Annotated in this window: 20 protein-coding genes; 17 read left to right on the forward strand and 3 right to left on the reverse strand. The window is 58.0% G+C overall.

The features are described 5' to 3' along the window. The first annotated feature begins 107 nt into the window (after positions 1–107). The 4 genes from pdxS (at position 108) to HMPREF3135_RS04655 (ending at position 3343) form a co-directional block, all read left to right on the forward strand. Positions 108–1010: a pyridoxal 5'-phosphate synthase lyase subunit PdxS gene (pdxS, locus tag HMPREF3135_RS04640; protein ID WP_005511452.1), complete on the forward strand. Its 903-nt coding sequence runs from the start codon at positions 108–110 to the stop codon at positions 1008–1010. Positions 1011–1012: 2 nt separating this feature from the next. Then, complete coding sequence (locus HMPREF3135_RS04645; protein WP_070438345.1) at positions 1013–1891, forward strand: acyl-CoA thioesterase; 879 nt, start codon at positions 1013–1015, stop codon at positions 1889–1891. Next, entirely contained in the window at positions 1891–2511 is a 621-nt protein-coding gene (gene pdxT / locus HMPREF3135_RS04650; RefSeq protein WP_048731318.1) for a pyridoxal 5'-phosphate synthase glutaminase subunit PdxT, read from the forward strand. The genes HMPREF3135_RS04645 and pdxT overlap by 1 nt, the downstream gene beginning before the upstream one ends. A 79-nt stretch (positions 2512–2590) precedes the next feature. Beyond that, positions 2591–3343 (forward strand): YebC/PmpR family DNA-binding transcriptional regulator, encoded by a 753-nt coding sequence (locus HMPREF3135_RS04655; RefSeq protein WP_048731316.1) that lies wholly within the window; start codon positions 2591–2593, stop codon positions 3341–3343. A gap of 377 nt (positions 3344–3720) precedes the next feature. Here the strand turns inward: HMPREF3135_RS04655 and HMPREF3135_RS04660 are convergent, their stop codons facing one another. Beyond that, complete coding sequence (locus tag HMPREF3135_RS04660; protein WP_070438348.1) at positions 3721–4185, reverse strand: DUF3817 domain-containing protein; 465 nt, start codon at positions 4183–4185, stop codon at positions 3721–3723. 115 nt (positions 4186–4300) lie between these two features. Here HMPREF3135_RS04660 and ruvC point away from each other — a divergent pair, with 115 nt between their 5' ends. The 8 genes from ruvC to HMPREF3135_RS04700 all read left to right on the forward strand — a co-directional run bounded on the left by ruvC (position 4301) and on the right by HMPREF3135_RS04700 (position 13648). Next, positions 4301–4858 (forward strand): crossover junction endodeoxyribonuclease RuvC, encoded by a 558-nt coding sequence (gene ruvC, locus HMPREF3135_RS04665; protein WP_048731311.1) that lies wholly within the window; start codon positions 4301–4303, stop codon positions 4856–4858. A gap of 82 nt (positions 4859–4940) precedes the next feature. Further along, entirely contained in the window at positions 4941–5561 is a 621-nt protein-coding gene (gene ruvA / locus HMPREF3135_RS04670) for a Holliday junction branch migration protein RuvA (protein ID WP_070438350.1), read from the forward strand. Between the two features lie 66 nt (positions 5562–5627). Beyond that, positions 5628–6740, forward strand: a complete 1113-nt coding sequence (gene ruvB, locus HMPREF3135_RS04675; protein WP_070438353.1) for a Holliday junction branch migration DNA helicase RuvB — start codon at positions 5628–5630, stop codon at positions 6738–6740. Positions 6741–6806: 66 nt separating this feature from the next. Then, positions 6807–7271, forward strand: a complete 465-nt coding sequence (gene yajC, locus HMPREF3135_RS04680; protein ID WP_070438357.1) for a preprotein translocase subunit YajC — start codon at positions 6807–6809, stop codon at positions 7269–7271. A gap of 311 nt (positions 7272–7582) precedes the next feature. Beyond that, entirely contained in the window at positions 7583–9508 is a 1926-nt protein-coding gene (secD, locus tag HMPREF3135_RS04685; protein ID WP_070438360.1) for a protein translocase subunit SecD, read from the forward strand. A gap of 6 nt (positions 9509–9514) precedes the next feature. Further along, positions 9515–10732 carry a protein translocase subunit SecF gene (gene secF / locus HMPREF3135_RS04690; protein ID WP_070438363.1) on the forward strand — a complete coding sequence of 406 codons (1218 nt, stop codon included), beginning with the start codon at positions 9515–9517 and terminating at the stop codon, positions 10730–10732. A gap of 110 nt (positions 10733–10842) precedes the next feature. Beyond that, positions 10843–11379, forward strand: coding sequence for an adenine phosphoribosyltransferase (locus tag HMPREF3135_RS04695; protein WP_016422687.1), 537 nt, complete (start codon positions 10843–10845; stop codon positions 11377–11379). Between the two features lie 7 nt (positions 11380–11386). Beyond that, positions 11387–13648: a RelA/SpoT family protein gene (locus HMPREF3135_RS04700; RefSeq protein WP_016422688.1), complete on the forward strand. Its 2262-nt coding sequence runs from the start codon at positions 11387–11389 to the stop codon at positions 13646–13648. Positions 13649–13768: 120 nt separating this feature from the next. Here the strand turns inward: HMPREF3135_RS04700 and HMPREF3135_RS04705 are convergent, their stop codons facing one another. Then, positions 13769–14608 carry a peptidylprolyl isomerase gene (locus HMPREF3135_RS04705; protein WP_016422689.1) on the reverse strand — a complete coding sequence of 280 codons (840 nt, stop codon included), beginning with the start codon at positions 14606–14608 and terminating at the stop codon, positions 13769–13771. Positions 14609–14900: 292 nt separating this feature from the next. Between HMPREF3135_RS04705 and HMPREF3135_RS04710 the strand changes: the two genes are divergently transcribed. Both HMPREF3135_RS04710 and hisS read left to right on the forward strand, forming a co-directional pair. Further along, entirely contained in the window at positions 14901–15572 is a 672-nt protein-coding gene (locus tag HMPREF3135_RS04710; RefSeq protein WP_016422690.1) for an MBL fold metallo-hydrolase, read from the forward strand. A gap of 43 nt (positions 15573–15615) precedes the next feature. Continuing rightward, positions 15616–16899: a histidine--tRNA ligase gene (gene hisS, locus HMPREF3135_RS04715; RefSeq protein ID WP_070438365.1), complete on the forward strand. Its 1284-nt coding sequence runs from the start codon at positions 15616–15618 to the stop codon at positions 16897–16899. Positions 16900–16926: 27 nt separating this feature from the next. Here hisS and HMPREF3135_RS04720 read toward each other — a convergent pair whose 3' ends face one another. Beyond that, positions 16927–17814, reverse strand: coding sequence for a KPN_02809 family neutral zinc metallopeptidase (locus HMPREF3135_RS04720; RefSeq protein ID WP_016422692.1), 888 nt, complete (start codon positions 17812–17814; stop codon positions 16927–16929). Between the two features lie 271 nt (positions 17815–18085). On the opposite strand from HMPREF3135_RS04720, the gene aspS reads away from it, so the two are divergent. The 3 genes from aspS (at position 18086) to HMPREF3135_RS04735 (ending at position 22718) form a co-directional block, all read left to right on the forward strand. After that, on the forward strand, positions 18086–19915 hold the full coding sequence (gene aspS, locus HMPREF3135_RS04725; protein WP_016422693.1) for an aspartate--tRNA ligase: 1830 nt from the start codon (positions 18086–18088) through the stop codon (positions 19913–19915). Between the two features lie 147 nt (positions 19916–20062). Then, positions 20063–21244, forward strand: a complete 1182-nt coding sequence (locus tag HMPREF3135_RS04730; RefSeq protein ID WP_048731832.1) for a phosphotransferase family protein — start codon at positions 20063–20065, stop codon at positions 21242–21244. A 148-nt stretch (positions 21245–21392) separates the two neighbouring features. Beyond that, positions 21393–22718 carry a replication-associated recombination protein A gene (locus HMPREF3135_RS04735; protein ID WP_224433708.1) on the forward strand — a complete coding sequence of 442 codons (1326 nt, stop codon included), beginning with the start codon at positions 21393–21395 and terminating at the stop codon, positions 22716–22718. The last annotated feature ends 23 nt before the right edge of the window (positions 22719–22741 follow it).

Below are 22741 nucleotides of genomic sequence, written 5' to 3' on the forward strand. Positions count from 1 at the left end.
CGCGGTGTTTTCTGACTCAATGAACAGCACTGTCTAGTTCAGGCGTTATAGTGTTAAACGACTACAAACAGTCACATTCACCAGTTTTATTAGGGAAGTAGGGTTCGTTGAGCACGGTTGAGAACAACTCCGGGCAGGGCACCGCACGCGTCAAGCGCGGTTTCGCTGAGATGATGAAGGGCGGCGTCATTATGGACGTCGTTACTCCGGAGCAGGCCAAGATCGCTGAGGATGCCGGCGCAACTGCCGTGATGGCGCTGGAGCGCGTCCCCGCCGATATTCGCGCAGAGGGTGGCGTGTCACGTATGTCTGACCCGGACATGATTGAGGGCATTATCAATGCCGTCTCCATTCCGGTTATGGCCAAGGCCCGTATCGGCCACTTTGTTGAGGCACAGGTTCTGCAGTCCCTCGGTGTTGACTTCATTGACGAGTCCGAGGTTCTGACCCCGGCCGACTACTCGAACCACATCGACAAGTTTGACTTCACCGTGCCGTTCGTCTGTGGCGCGACCAACCTGGGTGAAGCTCTGCGCCGCATCAACGAGGGCGCTGCCATGATTCGCTCCAAGGGCGAGGCCGGTACCGGTGATGTCTCCAACGCTGTGACTCACATGCGCACCATCCGCGCTGAGATTAACCGTCTGCGTTCTATGGCTCCGGACGAGCTCTACGTTGCCGCCAAGGAGCTGCAGGCACCGTACGAGCTGGTACGCGAGGTCGCTGAGACCGGTAAGTTGCCAGTCGTGCTGTTCACCGCAGGTGGCATTGCAACTCCGGCTGATGCTGCAATGATGATGCAGCTCGGTGCTGAGGGGGTCTTTGTTGGTTCCGGTATCTTCAAGTCCGGTGATCCGGAGAAGCGCGCCAAGGCTATCGTCCAGGCAACCCAGCACTACGATGATCCGAAGGTCATCGCCGATGTCTCCCGCGGTCTCGGCGAGGCAATGGTCGGCATCAACGTCGACGAGATTCCGCAGCCGCACCGACTCGCTGAGCGTGGCTGGTAGAAATGGCTAACATCCGCGAGGTATTAGATTTGGAGCAGATTGACCGGGACATTTTCCGTGGCCCAGTCATTAAGTCAATCCTGCAGCGCACTTTCGGTGGCCAAGTTGCCGGCCAGTCCCTCGTCGCGGCGACGCGCACGGTGGGTAATACCTTCGCGGTGAACTCCCTCCACGCCTACTTTGTAGGCCCGGGCCGCCCCCATATCCCGACGGTGTACATGGTCAAGCGTATTCGCGATGGACGGTCTTTCTGCCACCGCTCCGTCGAAGCTGTGCAAGATGGTCGTACGATTTTCGTAATGCAGGTCAGCTTCCACCGTAAGGGGGATGAGGGACTCGAGCACTCTGACGTGATGCGCAAGGTGCCAGATCCTGAAGATGTGGTCACCGACACCTCTGAGATGACGAACACACGTCGTCTACTAATGCGCGAGTGGGCGGACTGGGATATCCGGGTAGTACCGGATGATCAGTTCGAACACAACAAGTACACCCCGTCCCAGCAGCTGGTATGGTTCCGGTGCAAGGATCGCCTGCCGGATAACGAGACCTTCCACGTCTGCACGCTGGCGTACATGTCGGATATGACTTTGCTGTCATCGGCACTCGTTCCGCATCCAGGCGTTGAGGTCCAGGAAGCCAGCCTCGACCACGCGATGTGGTTTATGCGTCCGTTCCGTGCGGATGAGTGGCTGCTCTACGACCAGGTTTCGCCATCGGCGCACGCGGGTCGCGCATTGACTCACGGTCGCATCTTTAACCAAAAGGGCGAGCTCGTGGCCGTCGTCACGCAGGAAGGGCTGACCCGAAGCCTGGCCCCGGGTGTCGAGCCCGTGCCAGTGGCGACGAACTTCGATGCTCGCAGTGAGAACCTAGATTAATGACACAGGAAACAATCGGTATCCTCGCTCTTCAGGGCAACGTTGCCGAACACGGATATGTGCTTGACCAGCTCGGCGTCCCGCACCGAAAGGTGCGCTTGCCCCGTGATCTGGAAGGGCTTAGCGGCCTAATTTTGCCCGGCGGCGAGTCCACAACCATGAGCAAGCTGATGGTCTTCAATGAGCTTGAAGACCCGCTGCGGGAAGCCCTCCGCGATGGCCTTCCGGCATATGGCACCTGCGCCGGCATGATTTTGCTTGCCGACGAAGTGCTCGATACCCGTCCGGATGCCGTTAGCCTGGGGGCGATTGACATCACCGTCCGTCGTAACGCATTTGGCCGGCAAGTGGATTCCTTCGAAACTGACTTGGATATTCCGCAGCTGGCGATCAGCGGTGACCAGCCGCCTGTACACGCCGCCTTTATTCGCGCACCGTGGGTCGAGCGTGTCGGTGATGATGTTGAGGTGCTAGCGCGGGTGCCAGAATCGGCTGGAGAGACCGCAGGTACAGTGGTCGGAGTACGGCAGGGGGCTGCGATGGCCACCAGCTTTCACCCGGAGTCGACGGGGGAGACGCGGCTCCACGAGTTCTTTTTGCGAGAGCTTGTCGGCATTTAAATCCCCGGTTTGTATAATGAACACCTGACGAATTCCCATCTACATGGGTATTGACGAGAGGAATGGTAGGAACTAGCACATGGCGGGTCATTCAAAATGGGCAACCACAAAGCACAAGAAGGCTGCTAATGACGCCAAGCGCGCCAAAGAGTGGGCAAAGATGATCAAGAACATCGAGGTCGCGGCTCGTACCGGCGGCGGTGATCCTGCTGGTAACCCCACCCTCGATGACATGATTAAGAAGGCCAAGAAGGCCTCGGTTCCCAACGACAACATTGAGCGTGCCCGCAAGCGTGGTTCCGGCGAGGAGTCCGGCGGTGCTGACTGGGAGACCATTGTCTACGAAGGTTACGCACCTGGCGGTGTCGCTTTGATTGTGGAGTGCCTGACCGATAACCGTAACCGTGCTGCTTCCGATGTGCGCTCGGCGTTCAACAAGAACAACGGCAACATGGCAGACAACGGCGCCGTGGCGTACCTCTTCGAAAAGAAGGGTGTCGTCGAGCTGCCGAAGGGCGAGCTGACCGAGGATGACCTGCTTATGGCGGTTCTCGATGCTGGTGCAGAGGAGGTCAACGACCTGGGCGAAAAGTTCGAGGTTGTCTCCGCCTTTACCGATCTGATGAATGTCCGCACCGCTCTTGTCGATGCCGAAATGGAGTACGACTCCGCAGATCAGGACTACCGCGCTTCTACCACGGTGGCTCTCGATGCTGACGGTGCACGCAAGCTCTTCCGTCTGATTGACGCTCTCGAAGAGTCCGACGACGTGCAGAACGTCTACTCGAACGCCGACATCAGCGACGAGGTTATCGCCGAACTCGAAGACTAGGCGTTTGCTTGGCGACGGTTCCGCTGACCGGCTTCCCGGCGTTAAAGGATGCTCGTGCAGGGTAGTCTGCAGCGCTGAATTGCGCGGCGAGCTGGTGTGAATGGAAGATCCCCATCGGAGAGTCGTCCGATGGGGATTTTTTTTGGGAAAAATTACGGGCTGCGCGTGTGAATACGGCTGCAAATGTGAAACTGTGCGAGTTTATGACACTTCCAGACGATTTTTCAGGTCATTTTTGTCATAAACGCAGTCAGTAACTCGCATTGGGGTAAGTAGCGAAAGGCGCCCGCCCGCCGACGCACCGGTCGACACGCCAGACGGACACACTTATGCCAATAAACCCGATTTTGGTTTCTGAAAGTTTTAGTAGAACCGTTTTAAGAGAACCACTGAGTCGGAGGTCCCGCCATCAGCAACAGTGTGAAGACCACGGCGAGAACAATCAGGGTGACGAATGCCGAGATAAACGGGCGGCGAATAATCATCGCGAGTACCGACTCGAAAATGCCCTGTGGCTCCTCGGATTCGTCGGTAAAGCGCCAGGGCCGATCCAAGAGGCCTGCCTTCAGGGTGTTTCGTTCAAACGGATAGGTTGCGAATGGAATGATAGAAGAGGCGAGGCCGATGACACCGCGGCCAAAGCTCCACTGCTGGTTGATCCACACCATGATGGTGGTGACTACGTAGCACAGGAACGTAAAACCGTGGATGCCGCCGAAGATGGTGGTGGCGATGTCAGTGACTTTGAACAGGTACTTCAGTGCCAGCCCCAAGAGCAGCAGAGCCCACGTGACCATTTCAGCTGCAGCGAGAACGCCGTAGAGCTTCTTCGGTGAATTCATGGTGTTAAACCTATCAGAATCAACGGTTGGTGCCCCGTGTAGCTACGATACAAACAGCTGTTCGAAATGTGGTATTAGTGGAGAGGTGAATTATCGAGCTGGATCTCTGCGGGTGATGGGTATCGACCCTGGCCTTACTCGTTGTGGTCTCTCCATTGCGGAAGGTGCTCAGGGCAGGAAAGTCATTCCCATTGCGGTGGGGGTCGCCCGCACACCAACCACGGCATCGTTGGAGGATCGTCTTCTACGGCTTTCCAATGCCGTGGAGCAGTGGATGGATGAGTACGAGCCGGACGTGGTTGCGATGGAACGGGTATTCGAGCGCGGCAATGTGTCCACCGTAATGCAGACTGCGCACGCGGTTGGTGTCCTTGTCCTCGCTGCGGCGAGACGCGGTTTGGAAGTGCATATGTACACGCCGTCGGAGGTAAAGAAGGCGCTTACCGGCAACGGTCGGGCTGATAAGAAGCAGATGACCATGATGGTGACGAGAATCCTCGGGTTGGAAACTCCGCCAAAACCTGCGGACGCAGCGGATGCGTTGGCCATCGCTATCTGCCACTGTTGGCGTGGTCCGGTTCTGCAACGCCAGCGCGACACCTTGGCTGCGCTTGCTAAGCAACACGAGGAGCGGGAGTTGGAGCTTTCTCGCCGTGAGAATCCCTCGCGGTAGGGGAGCCTGCTAGAGCACACTTGTGGGTTCGGCGTTTATCTCGGTGTCTTTAGGGAAGCCGTAGTGAAAGGAATTGTGAGAAGTGATTGCATCTCTACGCGGTGAGGTTATCGATCTCGGTGCGGACTATTGCGTTATCGAGTGCGGTGGTGTCGGGCATTTGGTCACCATTACGGGCAGGTTAGCTTCTCAGTTGGTGAGGCATGAGCAGACTTTCATGTTGACCACAATGGCGGTTCGTGAAGATGCGATTACGCTTTTTGGTTTTGCCAACTCGCAGGAACGTGAGATGTTTGCGCTCTTGCGCACTGTCTCGACAGTGGGGCCAAAAGTAGCGATGTCTGTTCTATCGGTACTGTCGCCGGCCGAGATTGCCAATGCGGTTGCCTCAAAGAATGCCAAGGCCCTCCAGGCGGCTAACGGCGTCGGCAAGCGATTGGCGGAGCGCCTGTTGGTTGAGTTGAAGGATAAGGTCGAGGTTTTCGCGGATAGGGCGGTATCCCAGCCGGAGGAAGCTGCAAGCGGAGCAGCGCCTGGCATTGTTTTGAAGGCAGATTTGGATCAGGTCGTTGGTGCTTTGGTCGGGCTTGGGTTCCCGGAAGCTGAGGCGAATGAGGCAGCGGAGACCGTTGTTCGGATTGATCCGACCTTGGATACATCAATGGCGCTGAAAGCGGCGTTAAAGACATTGGGCGAAAAGTAAATCCACGTCGAGGACCTGCAGCTACATTGATGATGAAAAATGGCAGTGCACTAGGATGAGGGGACTATGAGCGATATCGAGCGCACGGAGTTTAACGTGTCGGGCAATCCCTTCAGGGACTCTTTAGGTGGAGCAGCCAACGACCATTTTGGCGGTGGGGGAAATGGTGCACAACGTGATGTCGATGCCCGCGCTCAGGTCGAGGAAGTCGATGCGGAATCGAACCTGCGACCAAAGTCGTTAGGGGAGTTTATCGGCCAACCCAAGGTCCGCGAGCAGCTGGATTTGGTGCTCTCCGGGGCACGGGGACGAAATGTGACTCCGGACCACATTCTGCTGTCGGGACCTCCCGGCCTGGGGAAGACCACCATGGCCATGATCATTGCGCAGGAGATGGGGTCCTCCCTGCGAATGACGTCCGGTCCGGCGCTTATTCGCGCTGGCGATTTGGCAGCAATGCTATCGAACCTGCTCGAGGGCGATGTACTCTTCATTGACGAGATCCACCGCATTGCCAGGCCCGTGGAGGAAATGCTCTACATGGCAATGGAAGATTTCCGTATTGATGTCATCGTGGGAAAGGGGCCTGGAGCTACGTCAATTCCACTCGAGATTCCACCTTTTACGCTGGTAGGCGCAACGACGCGCTCGGGTATGCTGACTGGCCCACTGCGTGACCGTTTCGGTTTTACTGCGCAGATGGAGTTCTACGAGGTCGAGGATCTGACAAAGGTGGTTACCCGTGCCGCTGGGATCCTCGGGGTGGATATCAGCCCAGAGGCTGCAGTGGAGATTGCCTCGCGTTCGCGAGGTACACCGCGAATTGCCAACCGTCTACTGCGTCGCGTTCGCGATTTCGCAGATGTTCACTCCGGTGGCGTTATTGATCTTGGTGCGGCCAAGGCGGCGTTGATTGTCTTCGATGTCGATGAGCTTGGGCTGGACCGCTTGGACCGCGCAGTGCTGACTGCCCTGGTCAAGGGGCACGGTGGCGGCCCGGTGGGCGTGAATTCCCTGGCGTTGGCAGTCGGTGAGGAGCCCTCGACTGTGGAAGAAGTGTGCGAGCCCTACCTGGTCCGTGCCGGGATGATTGCGCGTACATCGCGCGGACGCGTGGCAACTGCCCGAGCATGGCGGCACTTGGGGTTGCAGCCGCCGGAGGGAACTATCGGAGAATAGCTTTCTCATCGATCCGGCCGGGGCAGTGTGGAATTGCTAGCTGGCAATTCGTTAAACTCGGCAGACATGGATCAAACTATTCTCCTCCTACTTATTTTCTTGTTCCTGGCGCTGCCAATTTGGCAGATCATCAAGCAGAACAAGCAGGTGCGCACCATTCGGGACATGCAGGATAAGTTGGCCCCGGGCGCAGAGGTCATCACCGGTTCCGGTATGCATGGTGTGGTCGTTGATACGACCGAAACAACCGTCGACCTGATTATCGCTGACGGCATCGTGACCCGTTGGGAAAAGGGCGCCATTGCCCGCAACCTCACCACCGGTACCGGAGCTAGCTACGCTCACCGTGACCGACGTGGCCGTGTTTCCGATGCGCCAGATGACCACGTCGGCGACGTCCAAGAAATCACCGGCCACGGCCCGGCTGACAATGCAGCTTCGGACGTCAATGAGCAGGTCGAGAACCCGAATACTCCGAGTACCCCGGATAACCCGGGTACAGACGGTTCCACTTCCACCGAAAAGCAGTAGCAGTTTTTTGCACGCCCACGCCCCGTCGGTTTGCATGCATCCAAGCTGTAGCGTGCGCCGTGAGGCTAGCGGGCGCGTCCCAGGTTTCGCCGTCGGCAAGCGTGGGCAAGATTTTCACTAAATAGGTACAAGTCAAAACCGGCGCACTACGCTAAATCGGTTATTCTCTAGCGGTTGGTGTTTATAGCTTTGCTTAGCGACGCCCGCAATGCCTCTTCCTGGTATCGCGCGATTTCGCGGTGCGGTTATAGACCTGCGTTTCTACCCGAACCGCTTAAGTACCTAAACGTCACGATTCAGGAGACTTTGCTTTGAACAGCAAATCCAGATCCGGTGCGAATACATTCAAGAGGAACTGGCCGCAGTGGCTGTTGGCACTGTTTGTTGGCTTCCTCATCCTTACGTACGCACTCGTCTTTTTCACCGGCGGCGGATCAGCCAAGCCAAAGTTGGGCATCGACTTGCAGGGTGGTACCCGAGTAACCTTGGTGCCGCAGGGCGAAAAGCCGACGCGCGATCAGCTGGACCAGGCTCGCAAGATTCTGGAGAACCGCGTAAACGGCATGGGCGTCAGCGGCGCTCAAGTTGTCACCGACGGTGACACGCTGGTCATTACCGTGCCGGGTGAAGACTCACAGGAGGCGCGTACGCTCGGCCAGACTTCGCAGCTCTTCTTCCGTCCGGTAGAACAGCCCACCCAGGGCCCTGATGAAGCTGCCTTTGGCGAGGTAGTTAAGAAGACTGCTGAAGATTGGGTGTCAGTCGGTGTCCTGTCGAAGGAGGACGCCACCAAGCGTGTTGATGACCTCTACAAGGACATGAACGAAACGCAGAAGCGTGCAATTGATGCCTTCAAGGAACAGAACCCAGATCAGCCGGTTCCCGAGGAGCTGTCCAAGCCGCTGGGCGAGGCCCCGAAGTTGGACGCAACAGCTCCGGCAAAGCCGGCGAACTCAATTGAAGCGGCCGAGCTGCGTACGAAGGTTCGTGACGTGCTGTTGGCGACTCGCCAGTCCGAAGACCCAACGACACAGTTTGCAGCCGCTGCGCTGATGACCTGCGATAACCGCGATGCAGTTGATCCGCTACAGGGTGCCGATGACCCGGCCAAGCCGCTGGTGACCTGTGCGCCCGAAGGCGGTAAAGCCATCTTCCTGGGCAAGGCTCCGCTGTTGATTGGGCAGGAGGACGAGGCCAAGGGCCAGCGTCTGTCCGGCGACGCTATTGATACCAATGCGCCGATTAACGGTGGTTACGATCAGCAGTCTGGTCAGATTCAGGTCTCCTTTAGCTTCAAGTCCGGGAAGAATGACACCGGCGCTCGCACATGGACCAAGTTGACTAATGACTACCTGCAGCGGCAGGTCGCTATCGTGTTGGACTCGAAGGTCATTTCCGCCCCGGTGATTCAGGAGGCAACCCCAGTTGGTTCTGCCACCCGCATCACGGGCGACTTCTCAATCGACGAGGCACAGGGGCTGGCCAATAACCTGCGTTATGGTGCACTGCCGCTGTCGTTCGCAGGTGAGGACGGCGAGCCGGGCGGCACCACCACGACTATCCCGGCCATGCTTGGTTCGGCTTCCTTGGAAGCCGGTCTGCTTGCCGGCATTATCGGTATCGCCCTGATTGTCGTCTACGCGATTGCTCTCTACCGCGGCCTGGGCGTGATTTCGCTGGTTTCGCTGGCAGCAGCTGGAGCGATGGTCTACGGCGTCCTTGTCCTTCTTGGTCGTTGGATTGGCTACTCGCTCGATCTCGCTGGCATCGCCGGCATCATCATCTCTATCGGCGTAACGGCTGACTCCTTCATCGTCTTCTTCGAACGCATTAAGGACGAAATCCGCGCGGGTAGAACTTTCCGCTCCGCGGTTCCGCACGCTTGGCGACGAGCACGGCGCACCATCCTATCGGGTAACTTTGTGTCCATCATTGCGGCTGTGGTTCTTTACATCCTGGCCGTTGGCGATGTCCGCGGTTTCGCGTTCACACTTGGTCTCTCCACAGCATTCGACATTGTGACGGCTTTCCTCGTGACTGCGCCGTTGGTCATCCTGGCTACTCGTAAGTGGCCAGCTTTGTCCAAGCCGTCGATGAACGGCTTCGGCTCGGTCATGGAGATTGCACAGAGGAATAAGACTGTAGCTGCCGGTAAGAAGGCCGGAGCCTCCGATGCCTCCGCCAGTACGGCTGCCGACACCGGTGCAGCTCACTCCAGCGCGAATGAGGGGAAGTAGGAATCCATGAATACTACTCAGACGAATCCGGCGCTAATCACTGAGCCAGAAAGCGTGAAAGACGACTCCTTCTTCCGCCGCCTCTACACCGGCGAGGGTGGAATCAATATCGTCGGCAAGCGGAAGCGCTGGTACCAGATTGCCGTCGCCATCATCGTTGTTGCTTTCGCAGCGATGCTGATTCGCGGGTTCAGCTTCGGTATCGACTTCGAGGGCGGTACCAAGATGACTATGCCGCCGACCTCAGTGACAACTGAGCAGGCCGAGGAGGTTTTCACCGAGGCGACCGGAGTGAAGCCGGAGCTGGTGCAAATTATCGGTTCTGGTGAGGGCCGAATCCTGGAGATTACCTCTGAGAAGCTGACTCAGGACCAGATTAATAGTGCTCGTATCGCGTTGAATGATGCATTCAAGCCCGTCGATGTGCAGGGGCAGCAGACCCCGGATGCCATTGGTGACTCTACCGTGTCGGAGTCGTGGGGCTCTTCGATTACCAACCGAATGCTGCTGGCTGCAGTGGTGTTCCTGGGTCTGGTGTTCATCTACATCACCATTCACTTCGAGCGCGACATGGCCATTGCCGCAGTTCTCGCCCTGGTTGTGGATGCAATCGTGATTATGGGCATCTACGCGCTCATTGGTCTTGACGTCACCCCGGCAACCATTATCGGCTTGCTGACAGTGCTGTCGTTCTCCCTGTACGACACCGTCGTGGTTTTCGACAAGGTCGACGAGAACACGGCAGGCTATCGTTCATCGACCCGTAGAAGTTACGCCGAGTTGGTGAACCTGGCGGTCAACCAAACCATCATGCGTTCTATCAACACCACGGTGTCGACGCTCCTGCCAATCCTGGCACTGATGGTCATCGCCGTGGGCATGCTAGGGGTCGGAACGCTGAAGGACCTTGCACTCGTTCAGCTCATCGGCATTATTCAAGGTACGTTCTCTTCGATCTTCCTGGCTTCGTCGCTGTTGGTGTCTCTTAAGTCGCGGCAGCGTGAATACCGCAAGCATGAAGAGGCGGTACTGTCTGCCCGCGCAAAGGCATCTGAGGGAGCCGGTTCGGGCACCGATTCCGCCACCACTGATGTTGCGGAGGACTCGGGCTCGAAGGAGCCGTCGGCAAGCGAAATGGAGCAGTCGACGCCGAAACGAACGGTGACGACTCCGAAGCTTGAGGGCGATGAAGACAAGCCGCTGTCCTGGCGTCCGGGGCAGTAGGAGGTAGCGCCTCCCAGTGGTTCGGGTGAAACTACTTTAAAAGCGCATTGTGCGGGTATCGTTGACAGGTACCCGCACTTTTTCTTTTCGCCGAAAAGGAGCTTAAACCTGTGTCGTATGCACACGCGCGTGAGGCATTAGCCGATCAGATTCGGTTTGTGCCCGATTTTCCAGTTGAGGGCGTACTCTTCGAGGACTTGACGCCGGCGCTTGCCGACGCCACGACGTTCGCCCTGATTGTGGACGAGATTTCCGCCAAGGTGGAAGAGTTCGGGGCTGATGTTATAGGCAGCCTAGATGCGCGTGGATTCCTGCTGGGTTCTGCGGTGGCGTACAAGCTCGGACTGGGAGTGCTCGCTATTCGTAAGAAGGGTAAGCTGCCACCGCCTGTGCTGACCGAGACCTATGAACTGGAATATGGTACGGCCGCGCTTGAGATTCCGGCTAGTGGTTTTGAGCTGAAGGGCAAGAAGGCCGTACTTGTCGACGATGTGTTGGCAACTGGTGGCACCCTGTGTGCAGCTCGCGCTCTGCTGGAGACAGCTGGAGTCGAGGTAACCGGGCTGTGCACCGTGCTGGAGGTTGAAGGCCTGGGAGCTCGGGAGAAGCTTGCTGATCTGCCTCTGTACGTGGTTAATAAGGGGTGAATGAGTCATGGCTGAAGGGCCCGCACGCCGTTATGGTGCCCGCCTAGCGCGAAGCCTTACCGGCAACAGAACGAAGATCCGCCCGGTGCTAGATCCCCTTGTCGCGGTGCATCGACAGGTGCATCCGCGCGCAGATTTGGCTGTGCTTCAGCGTGCCTACGATACCGCCGAGCGCCTTCACGACGGCGTCTATCGGAAATCCGGCGAGCCATACATCACTCACCCGCTTGCAGTCGCTACTATTGCGGCCGAGATCGGCATGGATACCACCACGCTGGTGGCAGCGCTGCTGCATGACACGGTCGAAGATACCGATTACACGCTGGAGGACCTGGAGCGGGACTTCGGCCCAGAAGTCGCACGGTTGGTCGACGGCGTGACCAAATTGGATAAGGTCGCGTTGGGCTCCGCCGCCGAGGCAGAGACCGTGCGAAAAATGATTATCGCCATGAGCCAGGACCCGCGCGTGCTGGTTATCAAGGTGGCTGACCGGCTGCATAACATGCGCACAATGCGCTTCCTGCCGCCGGAAAAGCAGGCTAAGAAGGCCCGTGAGACCCTCGAGGTGATTGCACCGCTGGCGCATCGTTTGGGAATGGCCAGCGTGAAGTGGGAGTTGGAAGATCTCTCCTTCGCCATTTTGTACCCGAAGAAGTACGACGAGATTGTGCGTTTGGTCGCAGATCGAGCGCCGCAGCGGGACCGGTACATCCAGGAAGTCTCCGAGATGATTCAGAAGGATCTGAAGGAGTCTCACATTGCTGCTGAGGTACAGGGCAGGCCGAAGCACTACTGGTCGATTTATCAGAAGATGATTGTCCGCGGCCATGAGTTCGACGAGATTTTTGACCTGGTCGGACTTCGAGTTCTGGTGGACACGACCAAGGACTGCTATGCCGCCATGGGTGCCGTCCACTCGCTGTTCAAACCCATGCCGGGGCGATTCAAGGACTATATTTCCGCGCCGCGTTTCGGGGTTTACCAGTCGTTGCACACAACGGTCATCGGTCCAGGTGGCTCCCCGCTAGAAGTGCAGATTCGCACCCATGAGATGCACTACAACGCTGAGTACGGCATTGCCGCACACTGGCGCTACAAGGAAACCAAGGGCTCTCACAAGGGAGATTCCGCCGAAGTCGATCAGATGGCGTGGATGCGTCAGCTGCTGGATTGGCAGCGCGAGGCCGCAGATCCTAACGAGTTCCTGGACTCCCTGCGCTATGACCTCTCAGTCACTGAAATTTTTGCGTTCACGCCTAAGGGCGATGTCATCACATTGCCTGCGGACTCCACGCCGGTCGACTTTGCCTACGCGGTCCATACTGAAGTAGGTCACCGCTGTATTGGTGCCAAAGTCAACGGCAAGCTAGTGGCGTTGGAATCACCGCTAAAAACTGGCGACCGCGTCGAGATTTTCACGTCCAAGGATGCCGATTCCGGTCCGTCTAAGGACTGGGAGAAGTTTGTTAAAACTCCACGTGCGCGGGCAAAGATCCGTCAGTGGTTTGCCAAGGAGCGCCGCGAAGAGGCACTCGATGCCGGCCGTGACGCGCTGGCTGCAGAGGTACAGCGCGGCGGTCTGCCGATGCACCGCCTGTTCACTCCGGCGTCCATCAAGCAGATTGCCTCCGAGCTGCACTATGCGGATGTCGATGCGCTCTATACCGCTATCGGTAAGGGGCAGGTCTCAGCGCAGCATGTGACTCACCGGCTGATGGCGCAGTTCTCGAGCGCGGACGATGCCGAAGAGCAGTTGGTCTCCCGCACGCCAATTTCAAAGATGAACGTGCACAACACTCCGCGCCGCGCTGACAGCACGGGTGTGTTGGTAGAAGGCAGCGCGGATATGGCCGCTAAGCTCGCCAAATGCTGTACGCCTGTGCCGGGCGATGCCATCTTTGGCTTCGTCACCCGCGGCGGTGGGGTCAGTGTGCACCGTACGGACTGCACTAATGCGGAGAAACTGCACCAGGAGCCCGAGCGCATTATCGAGGTTTCCTGGGCAACGGATTCCTCCGGTGCGGTCTTCATGGTTACGGTGCAAATCGAAGCACTTGACCGTCACGGACTGCTCTCGGAGATCACTCGCGTTTTCTCCGATCAGAAGGTCTCAATCCTGTCGACGTCCTCTCATACCTCCGATGACCGCGTTGCCGTAATGCGTTTTAGCTTCGAGGTTTCGGACACTAAGCAGATGGGCTATATCTTCAACATTCTGCGCGGTGTCGAGGGAGTGTTCGATGTCTACCGCATTACTTCTGGTCAGTAGGCGGTTTAGTAGCCATCGATATGTGAAAAAGGATGAGACCGCGTAGATACTAAAACAGGGCCAAGGTGATTCACCTTGACCCTGTTTTTGATTAATTTCTCAATCAGTTAGTTGAGTCAACTACTTGACTTCCGCCTTCTCAATACGGACTTCCTTAGCTGGCTTACCGTCAGAGGTACCGCCACCCTCGATACCGTTCTTCGCAATGTCCGCAACCGTCTTGGTGCCCTCGTCAGTCATGGAGCCAAGCACGGTGTACTGCGGAGGCAGCTGAGAATCTGCCCAGTTGAGGAAGAACTGGCTGCCGTTGGCATCCGGGTCACTCGGGTTTGCCATGGCGATAGAGCCCTTCGGGTACACCAACGGGGTGTTCTGATCCAGGCCGGAATCCTTGACCGGCCACTCGCCAGCGAACTTGAAGCCCGGTCCGCCGGTACCGGTACCAGTCGGATCGCCACACTGCAGAACGTTCAGGCCACCACCGGTAATACGGTGGCACACGGTGTCGTTGAAGTAGTTGGACTTGGCCATGTGCTCAATTGCATTGACGCCGCAAGGTGAAATAGCGCGGTCCAGCTCCATCGGAATGTCGCCCTGGTTAGTCTTCAGGGTGATGGTTACAGTGCCAGTGGCGGGAACGTTGTCGGTAGCTGGCTTATCTATGTCCTTCGATGCCTCGCCATCATCCGGGTAGTCACAGGTCACGGTTTCCGGAAGTGGGGAAGAGCGCTTCATTGGAACCTTTTCACCGCTGACGGGAGTAGCTGTCAGAGCTGCAGGTTCGACTGGAGTCGTGGATTCATCAGCGGCCTCATTGTCGTCAGCGCCGCCAGCCGTGGTCAGCAAGTAGATGCCGCCACCGATAAAGAGCAGGATAGCCAAGGTAGTTACGACAACGCCCAGTGGCTTCAGCTTCTCGGCACGTGCACGGCGCTTAAGTTCGCGCTCGAGCGTCCGCATCGCATCTTTGCGCCTTTGCTCATTATTGGCCACTAGTCTTTCTCCGTATCTGTTAGTCATCTATTGCTGGTGACGGAACACCAGCGGACGATTTTGCCCATTGATAGTGACCGCATTTGAAGTAACAGCTCAGTCGGTCACCGTCGCGTACACAATCGACCATTATGCCCGGGATTGCTTCCCATTTGCGAGATGACAGGCCAACGAGCAAGGGGAAAGGTGCTCTCTTCCCGTTGTTGGAAGGCGCAAATAGCCTGCCGGGGGCTGTACACAATCGTTACAATGGAGCGCCATGGAGATATTTGGTTTTGCAGCCGGCCCTTTTCAGACCAACTGCTACGTGGCAACAGGCGCTCCGGAAATGGACGGCCTGTCCACCCCATGCGTCATTGTTGACCCGGGCATGGGGGCGTTCGAGGTAGTACGCGGCGAGGTTGAGAAGCGAGATTGGAAGCCGGAAGCAATTCTGCTGACCCATGGTCATATCGACCATGTCCGCGATGTCGCGGAGGCCGCCGACTTCTGGGATATCCCCGTCTTCATTCACGAAAGCGACAATGTGTTGCTGGCCAATCCGAAGCTCGGCGGTTCTTCTTTCGGACACCTCTTTGACATCGATTCTATGCAGGCTTATACGGAAGCCGATTTCTTCGAGGATGGCGACGAAGTAAAGTGGGCAGGGTTGAATTTCGAAGTCATTCACGCTCCGGGTCACTCTCCGGGATGCGTGATGCTGCGCGCTTCCGATGGGGAAGATGAGATTGTCTTCAGCGGGGACGTCCTCTTTAAGGGGGCTATCGGTCGCGTAGATTTGCCGGGCAGTAGTCCGGAGCACATGCAGCAGTCGTTGAAGGATAAGGTCCTCCCGCTGGCGGATGACCTCATGATTCTTCCGGGCCATGGCTCCGCATCGTCGATAGGCGAGGAGCGCGCGACCAACCCGTTCCTGCAAAACCTCACCTAGCCTGGCTGACACGTCGTGAGAGTTGGCAGGTAGAGTTAGCGGGGTGAACTCTAGCCAGAAGCCAAAGAAGTTGAAGCCATTCTCCGCGCCCAAGGGCGTGCCGGATTACGTCCCGCCGGTCTCCCGCGAATTCGAGGCGGTGCGAAACTCATTCCAGCACCGCGCACGACTTGCGGGCTATGAGCACATTGAGCTGCCAATTTTCGAGGAAACCGGGCTTTTTGCACGTGGCGTAGGTGAATCGACGGACGTCGTCACCAAGGAGATGTACACGTTCGCCGACCGCGGCGACCGTTCGGTCACCCTGCGCCCGGAGGGTACCGCGGGCGTGATGCGCGCGGTCATTGAGCACAATTTGGACCGCGGTCAGTTGCCGGTCAAGCTTTCCTACGCGGGGCCATTCTTCCGCTATGAACGCCCGCAGGCAGGCCGTTACCGTCAGTTGCAGCAGGTGGGCGTAGAGGCAATCGGCGTCGATGATCCTGCGCTGGACGCTGAAGTCATCGCGCTTGCCGACGCATGCTTCCGCGGTATCGGGCTCGAAGGCTTCCGCCTTGAACTGACAAGCCTTGGCGACAACACCTGCCGCCCTGAATATCGCGCTAAGCTGCAGGAGTTCTTGTTTGACCTGCCTCTGGATGAGGAAACGCGCCACCGTGCAAACATCAACCCGCTGCGCGTTCTCGACGATAAGCGACCGGAAATGCAGGAAATGCTTGCCGACGCGCCGCTGATGCTGGACCACCTTTCTGACAGCGCTCGCGGTCACTTTGAAGCTGTGACTGGACTGTTGGATGACATGAAGGTGCCCTATGTCATCAATCCTCGAATGGTGCGCGGACTGGACTACTACACCAAGACGTGCTTCGAGTTTGTTCACGACGGCCTTGGTGCTCAGTCGGGTATCGGTGGCGGTGGTCGCTACGACGGGCTGATGGCGCAGCTAGGCGGCCAAGAGCTGTCTGGAATTGGCTTTGGTTTGGGTGTGGATCGCGCGCTGCTCGCACTGGAAGCAGAGGGCAAGCATGCCAGCGATGGTCGACGCGTCGATGTGTATGGTGTTGCGCTCGGTGAAGAAGCCGCTCACGCTATGGCGGTGCAGATCAATAAGCTGCGCCAAGCGGGTATCCGCGCAGATATGTCCTACGGCGGCCGCGGTCTGAAGGGCGCGATGAAGGGTGCCGATCGCGCTGGAGCCCGATTTGCGTTGGTCCTCGGCGAGTCTGAATTGGCCGCGGGCGAGGTTCAGCTGAAGAACCTTGAGTCCCACGAGCAGCACGCAGTCGCCCTAGATGCACTGGTTCAGGAGTTGCAGTCGCGCATCTAGGAAACGCGCATTTGTTAAGTGCGGAGTCTAGCTGTAGACGCCGCGCTCGAGAGTGTCGCACTGAGACATCTTTCCTGACTTGTAGCCGGTGAGGAATGCCTTCGTACGCTGCTCGGCCGAGCCGTGGGTCCAGGAGTCCGGTTGAACACCACCGCCGGAATGCTGCTGGATGGTGTCATCGCCAATGGCCTTCGTAGTTTTGAGGGCATCGGCAACTTGCTCGTCGGAAAGCGGTTCGAGGATTGCGTCCGGCCCCTTGTCCGCGTAATGAGCCCAGATACCCGCGTAGCAGTCGGCCTGCAGCTCGATCTTTACAGCGTCGGAATCGGGGCCCGGTTCGTTGTAGTTACTGCGGCCGAGTGTGCCCTCCAACCTTTGGATATGGTGGGCGAATTCGTGGGCCACGACGTATTCCTGTGCGAGCGGTCCGTTGCCTCCGCCCATGCGCTCCAGGGTGCTAAAGAACTCCGTGTCGAAGTAGGCCGTTTGATCGGCGGGGCAGTAGAACGGGCCGGTGGACGAGGACGCTGCGCCGCAGCCCGACTGAGTGGAGCCTTCAAAGAGGACTAAGCCTGGGTTCGTGTACTCGATGCCGGCCTGTGCGGGGAGTTGTTCTTCCCAGACTCGGTCGACCGAAATACCGGTGAATTCCATCCGGCAATCGATGCGGCTGTTGGCATCTTCGCCGGTCTTGCATGGATCCTCGCCAGGGGACTGCTGTGCAGTCTGCGAGGACTGGTTGTTCTGGGCACCTGTCAGCTGTCCCAATTGTCCCGGGTCGCCGCCGAGAAGTAAGTACAGGCCGATGAGGACAAGGCCGCCGATACCGCCACCGCCTACGGCGATAGCGCGGCCACCACCCGAGCGTCGCTCGGCACGAGCCGAGCTCTTTTGGAAGTCATTCCGGAAGGTCATAGGAGTAAGACTATTGCATAAGGTGCGGAAAACGGGCCATTGAATAGCGCTGCGTCATAGTATCCGCATGTAAATCAACGTCAGGATCTACGGAGAACTTTGTCTAAGTGAGTACATGAAGCCCGAGGTAGACCCAACGCGATGACCGGTAATAAGCAAAATAGCCGGGGTCTTCTTCTCACCTTTCTGGCTTCAAGGTAGACTACACGGACGAAACCGCTATCCACAGCGTTAATCCCTATAGCACCAATTTTGGAAGGACCAATTCGCAGTGCTTCGTACGCATCTTGCCGGAGACCTCCGCGCTGACCTCGCCGGCAGCACAGTAACCCTGACCGGTTGGGTAGGACGCCGCCGTGACCATGGTGGCGTGATCTTCATCGACATGCGTGACCGCTCCGGTTACGCCCAGGTTGTGTTCCGCAACAGCGAAGTTGCTGAGCGTGCACACCACCTGCGCAGCGAATACTGCATTCAGGTCACCGGTGTCGTTGAGAAGCGCCCGGAGGGCTCCGAAAACCCGAACCTGGCATCGGGTGAAATTGAGGTCAATGTTACGGAGCTGACCATCCTCAACGAGTCGGCGGCATTGCCGTTCCAGCTCGAGGATGTTGGAACTTCTGGCACTGTCGGCGAGGAAGCCCGCCTGAAGTACCGCTACCTAGACCTACGCCGTGAAGGCCCGGCCAAGATTATGCGTCTCCGTGCGGCTGTCAACCGCGCAGCCCGTAAGGTGCTGGACAGCCACGACTTCACCGAAATCGAGACCCCGACGTTGACTCGCTCTACGCCGGAAGGTGCTCGTGACTTCGTGGTGCCGGCTCGTTTGAAGCCGGGCACTTTCTACGCACTGCCGCAGTCCCCTCAGTTGTTCAAGCAGCTGCTTATGGTCGCTGGCATGGAGCGCTACTACCAGATCGCCCGCTGCTACCGAGATGAGGACTTCCGCGCTGACCGCCAGCCGGAGTTCACTCAGCTCGACGTTGAGATGAGCTTCGCCGAGCAGGACGATGTCATTGCGCTGGCAGAAGAGATTCTGGTTGCTATCTTCGCCGAGGCCGGTGTCACTGTTCAGACCCCGATTCCACGCATGACCTTCAAGGAGGCCATGGAGAAGTACGGTTCTGACAAGCCGGACCTGCGCTTCGACATTCCGCTGGTGGAGTGCACCGAGTTCTTCAAGGACACCACTTTCCGTGTCTTCCAGAACGATTACGTCGGTGCAGTTGTTATGGACGGTGGCGCATCGCAGCCTCGTCGTCAGCTCGACGCTTGGCAGGATTGGGCCCGCCAGCGCGGCGCAAAGGGCTTGGCCTACATCCTTGTTGGGGAGGACGGCACTCTGGGCGGCCCGGTTGCCAAGAACATTACTGACGCAGAGCGTGAAGGCATCGCGGCGCACGTAGGCGCGAAGCCGGGTGACTGCATCTTCTTCGCTGCAGGTGACGCTAAGAGCTCCCGTGCACTGCTGGGTGCTGCTCGTGGAGAGATTGCCAAGAAGCTCGGCCTTATCAAGGAAGGCGACTGGGCATTCACCTGGGTCGTCGACGCACCGTTGTTCGAGCCGGCTGCCGACGCTACCGCTTCCGGTGACGTTGCCCTGGGCCACTCGCAGTGGACTGCTGTGCACCACGCCTTCACCTCGCCGAAGCCAGAGCACATGGATACCTTCGACAAGGATCCTGGCAACGCACTGGCTTACGCCTACGACATCGTCTGCAACGGTAACGAAATTGGTGGCGGCTCCATTCGTATTCACCGCCCAGATGTCCAGAAGCGCGTCTTCGATGTTATGGGCATCGGCGAGGAAGAGGCACAGGAGCAGTTCGGCTTCCTGCTGGATGCCTTCCAGTACGGCGCTCCGCCGCACGGTGGTATCGCATTCGGTTGGGACCGTATCGTTTCCCTGCTGGCCGGCGTTGACTCCATTCGCGAAGTTATCGCCTTCCCGAAGTCCGGTGGCGGCGTTGATCCGTTGACTGACGCCCCGACTCCGATTACCGCTCAGCAGCGCAAGGAGACCGGTATCGACTTCAAGCCGAAGCCAAAGCAGAAGGCAGACGGCGTTAAGGCAGCAGCCGACGCAGGCGACAGCAAGTAAACAAAGAAATCACATTGCGAGGAATGTGATCTGCCACTCCAGCGTGAACAGCGCGAGTGGCGCCAATTCCTCCTAACCAAGGCGGTACTGGCCACAACGCAACATCCGTATCGCCTGACTGAAACTGGCTCATTGAAAGGGCATTCAATGGAGTACTCGGACGACGCTGCAGCAGAAGTTGACAGCGTAGTTAAAGATGCAGAGACACTGCTTTCCGCACGATTCGGCGGCACTCCAGTGTTGTCGGATCCAGAAGTACTTACAGGTCAGTCAAACGCTCTTGTTGTCCGCGTACGGGTCGCCACAAATCCCTTTATGCAGGAACGCACGGTCGTCGTAAAGCAAATTCCTACGACGACTGAAGGCGTCGATCCCGCCGTTTTACGGGAAGTCGTGGCGTACCAGTTCATCAATACACTGCCTGACGACGTCCGCCCGGGGCCTCAGCTTCTTGCTTACGATGTTTCAAAGCAGCTATTGGTTCTCAGCGACGTCGGTGTCGTGGACACTCTTGCGGACGTACTCTTTCGTGGCGATGAAGAGCGACGATTGCGCGCATTCCGCAGCCTCGGCGCTTCGCTGGGTCGGATGCATATTCACACGCATACTCGTGAAGAGGGATTTGAGACCCTGCGTCGTCGTATGTGGGTGAAGAACAAGGTCGATCGCGAGGCTCTCGAGGCGCGTGACCACGGCATTGTGTCGGGGATTCGCTTTGGTATGCGAGCTGTCGAGGGGGCCGGCATTCCCGTTCCCGACGCTGTGCGCTCTTTCGGTGAGGATGCTGCTCGTCGAATTGAGAAGGGCACGCATAGGGCGTTTACTCCGTTTGACCTCGCCCCGGACAACATTCTGCTGGCGGATAAGGTCCAGTTCCTCGACTATGAGTGGGCTGGTTACCGCGATGTCATCTTCGACGTGGCCAGCGTCGTCGCAGGCTTCCCGCTGCACGTTTTCGTGGAGCGTCCATCGGAGGCAGAGGTCGACGTGTTTGTCCGTGCCTGGATGGAAGAGATTCGTGACCATTGGTATCGCGGCACGAGCGACCGCCGTTTGATGGCGTTCATCGCTGCGGCGTTGCTCGGTTGGTTTTTCATCTCCGCAACGGTTTCCTTCTTCGGTTCTCCAAAACAAGCGCTGTGGGTGGGGCATGAAGGACGCACGGACCTGAAGCCGGAAGTTGGCGGCTCAGCACTGGAGCGGCGCGACATGGCTAACACGGCTCGCGCGATTGCACAGTTCGCCCATAAGTGTGAGGACGATCGTGCCGACGAGCTGGAACAGTTCGCGCATGCAGTCATCGATTTCTTAGAGCAAGAGGAAGGCTAGGGCACACGTGGCGGATCCGAATAAGCTGCCGTCAGGCGGTGCAAACGGCTCCGCCGATGACGCTCCAGGGCTTTTCGACGAGCCTTCGGTCGCCGGACCTACAGCGGCCAAGAGCCAAGGTCGGAGTGCGGGGCCAGCAAGCACTGGCCTGAACTCCGATGCGAGCGCCTATTTTCACCCAGGTGCACACGCGCCGTTGGCGGTTCGGATGCGACCGCGAAACCTCGATGAAGTCGTTGGTCAAGACCACCTGTTAGCCCCCGGAGCACCGTTGCGCCGTCTGGTCGAAGGTGGCGGCGACACCTCCGTTATTTTGTTTGGCCCTCCCGGAACTGGCAAGACCACTCTCGCCAGTTTGATTTCCGCGGCGACTGGACGACACTTTGAAGCGCTTTCCGCGCTTAATGCCGGGGTAAAGGAAGTGCGTGCGGTTATCGACACTGCTCGTCGCACGCTCGTTAACCAGGGCATTCAAACGGTGCTCTTCATCGACGAGGTGCACCGTTTTTCCAAGACCCAGCAGGATGCCCTGTTGGGTGCCGTGGAAAACCGGATTGTCCTTCTCGTCGCGGCAACGACGGAAAACCCATCCTTCTCAGTGGTGTCCCCGCTGCTCAGTCGGTCACTGCTGTTGCAGTTGCAGTCACTGGACGACGAAGCCGTCGGCACGCTCATTGATCGAGCACTTACCGATGAGCGCGGCCTGAATGGTCGCGTCAGTATGACAGACGATGCACGTAAACAGCTCATTGCGCTGGCAGCTGGTGATGCTCGTCGTTCCCTCACGTACCTCGAGGCAGCCGCAGAAGCCGTCGCCGATGGTGAGCAGATTACCGCTGAGTCGCTTGCCAATTCGATCAACAGAGCCGTGGTTCGCTATGACCGCGACGGCGACCAGCATTACGACGTCACCAGCGCGTTTATTAAGTCCGTTCGCGGATCTGATGTCGATGCTGCCCTGCATTACCTGGCGCGGATGATTGAGGGTGGGGAAGACCCTCGGTTTATTGCCCGCCGAATCGTTATTCTGGCCAGCGAAGACATCGGTATGGCCGACCCGACAGCTCTGCAAACCGCCGTCGCCGCGGCGCAGGCAGTTGCCTTGATAGGGATGCCGGAAGCCCGGCTGACGCTGGCGCAGGCCACGATTCACTTGGCAACAGCACCGAAGTCGAATTCGGTCATAAGCGCAATCGACGGGGCATTGAAGGATGTTCGTTCCGGGAAGACCGGACCGGTGCCACCACATTTGCGGGACGGACATTACAGCGGGGCTAAGGACCTTGGTCACGCGGTGGACTATATCTACCCGCACAATGACCCCATGGGTGTCGTCGCCCAACAGTATCCACCAGATCAGTTGGTGGGCACTGATTATTTCGTCCCATCCAATCACGGTCGTGAAAACGGCATGGCTGAATACCTCGGACGCATTCGCCGAATTATCCGGGGGAGCCGCCGGAAATCGAAGTAGGCGAGATCGGTCGGAATCTACGG

This window comes from Corynebacterium sp. HMSC14H10 (assembly GCF_001807105.1).
GTDB classification, from domain to species: Bacteria; Actinomycetota; Actinomycetes; order Mycobacteriales; family Mycobacteriaceae; genus Corynebacterium; species Corynebacterium jeikeium_D.

What these genes read in the sequence shown, in the direction of transcription:
- HMPREF3135_RS04730 (WP_048731832.1), top strand. Translation starts at nt 20,063, where the DNA reads ATGGAGTACTCGGACGACGCTGCAGCAGAAGTTGACAGCGTAGTTAAA.
- HMPREF3135_RS04705 (WP_016422689.1), bottom strand. Translation starts at nt 14,608, where the DNA reads ATGCGGACGCTCGAGCGCGAACTTAAGCGCCGTGCACGTGCCGAGAAG.
- HMPREF3135_RS04720 (WP_016422692.1), bottom strand. Translation starts at nt 17,814, where the DNA reads ATGACCTTCCGGAATGACTTCCAAAAGAGCTCGGCTCGTGCCGAGCGA.
- HMPREF3135_RS04660 (WP_070438348.1), bottom strand. Translation starts at nt 4,185, where the DNA reads ATGAATTCACCGAAGAAGCTCTACGGCGTTCTCGCTGCAGCTGAAATG.
- pdxT (WP_048731318.1), top strand. Translation starts at nt 1,891, where the DNA reads ATGACACAGGAAACAATCGGTATCCTCGCTCTTCAGGGCAACGTTGCC.
- ruvC (WP_048731311.1), top strand. Translation starts at nt 4,301, where the DNA reads ATGGGTATCGACCCTGGCCTTACTCGTTGTGGTCTCTCCATTGCGGAA.
- yajC (WP_070438357.1), top strand. Translation starts at nt 6,807, where the DNA reads ATGGATCAAACTATTCTCCTCCTACTTATTTTCTTGTTCCTGGCGCTG.
- secF (WP_070438363.1), top strand. Translation starts at nt 9,515, where the DNA reads ATGAATACTACTCAGACGAATCCGGCGCTAATCACTGAGCCAGAAAGC.
- HMPREF3135_RS04655 (WP_048731316.1), top strand. Translation starts at nt 2,591, where the DNA reads ATGGCGGGTCATTCAAAATGGGCAACCACAAAGCACAAGAAGGCTGCT.
- ruvB (WP_070438353.1), top strand. Translation starts at nt 5,628, where the DNA reads ATGAGCGATATCGAGCGCACGGAGTTTAACGTGTCGGGCAATCCCTTC.
- HMPREF3135_RS04645 (WP_070438345.1), top strand. Translation starts at nt 1,013, where the DNA reads ATGGCTAACATCCGCGAGGTATTAGATTTGGAGCAGATTGACCGGGAC.
- HMPREF3135_RS04710 (WP_016422690.1), top strand. Translation starts at nt 14,901, where the DNA reads ATGGAGATATTTGGTTTTGCAGCCGGCCCTTTTCAGACCAACTGCTAC.
- HMPREF3135_RS04700 (WP_016422688.1), top strand. Translation starts at nt 11,387, where the DNA reads ATGGCTGAAGGGCCCGCACGCCGTTATGGTGCCCGCCTAGCGCGAAGC.